Annotated in this window: 3 protein-coding genes; all 3 read left to right on the top strand. The window is 36.1% G+C overall.

Annotated features, from left to right (window positions below; genetic code table 11):
* The first annotated feature begins 405 nt into the window (after positions 1-405).
* The 3 genes from BW961_RS29305 (at position 406) to BW961_RS31495 (ending at position 2,164) form a co-directional block, all read left to right on the top strand.
* Positions 406-759, top strand: a complete 354-nt coding sequence (locus BW961_RS29305) for a hypothetical protein (RefSeq protein WP_068535889.1) — start codon at positions 406-408, stop codon at positions 757-759.
* Between the two features lie 183 nt (positions 760-942).
* Entirely contained in the window at positions 943-1,344 is a 402-nt protein-coding gene (locus BW961_RS29300) for a hypothetical protein (protein ID WP_139331804.1), read from the top strand.
* 316 nt (positions 1,345-1,660) lie between these two features.
* Positions 1,661-2,164, top strand: coding sequence for a hypothetical protein (locus BW961_RS31495; protein WP_068592410.1), 504 nt, complete (start codon positions 1,661-1,663; stop codon positions 2,162-2,164).
* Positions 2,165-2,937 lie beyond the last annotated feature (773 nt).

Here is a 2,937-nt window from a genome sequence, read left to right as displayed (position 1 = left end):
TAGACGGTGAGCTACCAAAATCACCCGAGGAAGCCATTGCGATACAGAACAGTAGATCACCAGGTGGTCGTGATATTCCGCTGTATGACGTTGATTGTGAAACCGTAATTGGTGTGTTTCATGTTGGAGGAAAGTAATAAAAAAGTATGTTTAGTGTTCCGCTAACGGGTAACGATAGTTGAATAATACACATTGATAAGCAGGTGCTTCGGTATCCTGCTCTTTTTATTAAGCTAACGGGCAGGATAATGTAATATTCCATCATGCAACCGGCGAAATATTCGGTTGCATGTTCAGTTCTTGGGTAAATTAGCTCAATAAATTCTATAAATAAGATTATCTATGGTATAATATGTAAATATATTTTAAAAATACTAAAGCGTTATGAAATGGTGGACTAAACGAATGGAACGTACAATTCAATTAATGGAAACCCATTTAAATATCGATCTTGGAAATCCGCCCTTTTTAAAATTAGATAACGGGTTGCAAATTCCATACTCTTCGATTAAGGGGATAACAACAGGTAGACCCATACCAAATGCTTTCAAGCTTTATGGTGCTTCTTTTGGAGGAACAAGAAATGGATTATTTAGATTCAATGGAGGTTATCATCTCTACTTTTTTTATAATGAGGTTGATACCCTTCATTTTGACTTGAATAATTTTCTTGTTGGTAAATTTAAAATATCAAAGTTAATCATTGATGTTAAAAACCCTGAAGAAATAAGTAAAACTATCTCCGAAAGATTGACGTGATAGTTCAATACCGAAAGGTCTACCGCACTGGCTTTTCTCAACTAACTGGCAGGATAAAGGAATAAATTGCAATATTCCACTCTTTTCCACATTAAGGTACATTAGGTAATATCAAGAAAAGGAGTGATAAGTGAACCAATGTCGTACTATCACGGAACTACAATTAGTAATGGGAATACCATTGTGAGTACCCAAACATTTATTCCATCCAATAATTTTTGTAAGTACGGTAAAGGGGTTTACTTTTTTTCAAATACAGTTGATACAGAAACGTATATTAAATATGACATAAGACAAAATAGCCATTTGCTAGAGGCAGATATTTATACATCAACGTTTTATATATTAACTTTCGAGAAATTTGCTGAGGTTTTTTCCGAAACCAATACCACCTCTTCTATGGTGGATGTTAAAAAATCAAATGGTAAATTAAAATACTTGGGAACTGATTGGGATAAACACTTCTTATTTAAAGGGAATAAGGGTTTAATAGTTTCTGATGATAACCAAAACATAATTGAATGTGTCGTCTACGATCTAAGCACAATCTCAAATATTCGACTTAATAAAGTAGTTACGGTCTAATCACTCAATCTCCCATTATCAATATGCTATTTAAATACATAAAATGGATTTTTACTTACATAAACTGTGCATTCGGATGTTTCTAAGTCTTTATTAAAGTAACGGGACACGATAGTTGAATAACACACAATGATGAGCAGGAGCTACGAGGCCTGCTCTTTTTTATTAAACTAACGGGCAGGATAACTTAGTGCCATTTTGTGAATTACTGATGTAACTTTCATTGATTGATAGCGTTATTAATAACGAGGAACATCTTATAGGTTCTATTATGCGCAACTAGAATAACTAATAAAAGAATGTGAGGGATAAAGTTGTGAAGAGAAAGGGACTTTTTTTTGCTATTTTATCTTTATCTTTAACAACAGCGACCGTATCTGCCTGTGATTCAACAAGTCCAACTCAAGGGAATACGTCTACTCCAAAGTCTGGTGTATTAGCAAGCCAGTCCGCAAGTACAACCGTTACTAATTCTTTAAGCGAAGAAGAGAATAAACCCTCGCACTATATTGCTTCTGGAGGCGAACCTGTACAGCAACCCTTTGCCGTAAATCCGAGATTTGGCCATATAAAACTTCTAATGAAGAACAATAGTAGCCATGAAGTCAATGTTAGTTTAACGCACTTAGATACTAGTAAAGTGTATTTCGCTAGAACGATTGCTGCCGGAGAATCTCTGGATTGGATAAATATTAATGAAGGTTTCACACAAGGCATGCGTACTGGAGACTACCTGCTTCAATGGAGTGGTGGCGGTTATAGCGTTGATGGGGAAGTATGGGGATCAGCTGGTTCAGACCCGGACGATAACCCGAATTAATTAAAAGTGTGTTACTGAGGGAGTTCCTGTGAATCGGGGACTTATTCATACTTGAAATTCCCCTCTGGAGTCAGTCAACATATTAATAGTTGGCTTTTTTCTGTCGCATCCGGACGATACTGTTCATCTTTCTTATTGAACTAACGGGCAGTTTACCGCAACTTAATAGTATCTTTGTGGGTCTAAACTCGAGATAGTAAGGAATAAATTTACAATACGAGGAGGAGCTCTTGTCATAAAGATGTAACTATAAATTAGAATGTTATTTTAATAGCTGGTATAGCTGGCTTTATGTTATATTCCGAAAAATTCAATGACAAGAATGGCGAGCGCCGTTAGGAGGATAAGGGATTATTAAGAAGAAAAGATATGTAGTAATTATTATCGCCCTGTTATTGTGCGTAATGGTTTTTACAAAGCCAAGTTCTAAAGATTATCAAATGTATCTGCATAACGTCCAGGGGCTTGAATGCATTCCTACCGAAGGCTCGAATTGCTTTCATACTGAGAATGATTTGTTGGCGTCACATCTCACGCATCTAGTTATTTTTATGACAGCGGATTCTTTTATTTTCGGGGACGAGGTCAATAAAATACGTGTAATAGGTATTTTCAATCATTTCTTTGTAATCGAAAATCATCTTCACCCTGATTCAGACGATAATTAATCATCGGTTCATCGTTAAACTCCCATGGAAGAACGGGATTACTTCTATAATCTGTGGTGCGGCGCTTGCGCTGCATGTATAGCTAACGGGGAACGATAGTTGAAT

It is taken from the genome of Paenibacillus macquariensis, from assembly GCF_900156375.1.
Taxonomy (GTDB): domain Bacteria; phylum Bacillota; class Bacilli; order Paenibacillales; family Paenibacillaceae; genus Paenibacillus_AQ; species Paenibacillus_AQ macquariensis.
The sequence above is the reverse complement of the archived record's forward strand: the minus strand, read 5'-3'. Positions and strand labels throughout refer to the sequence as shown.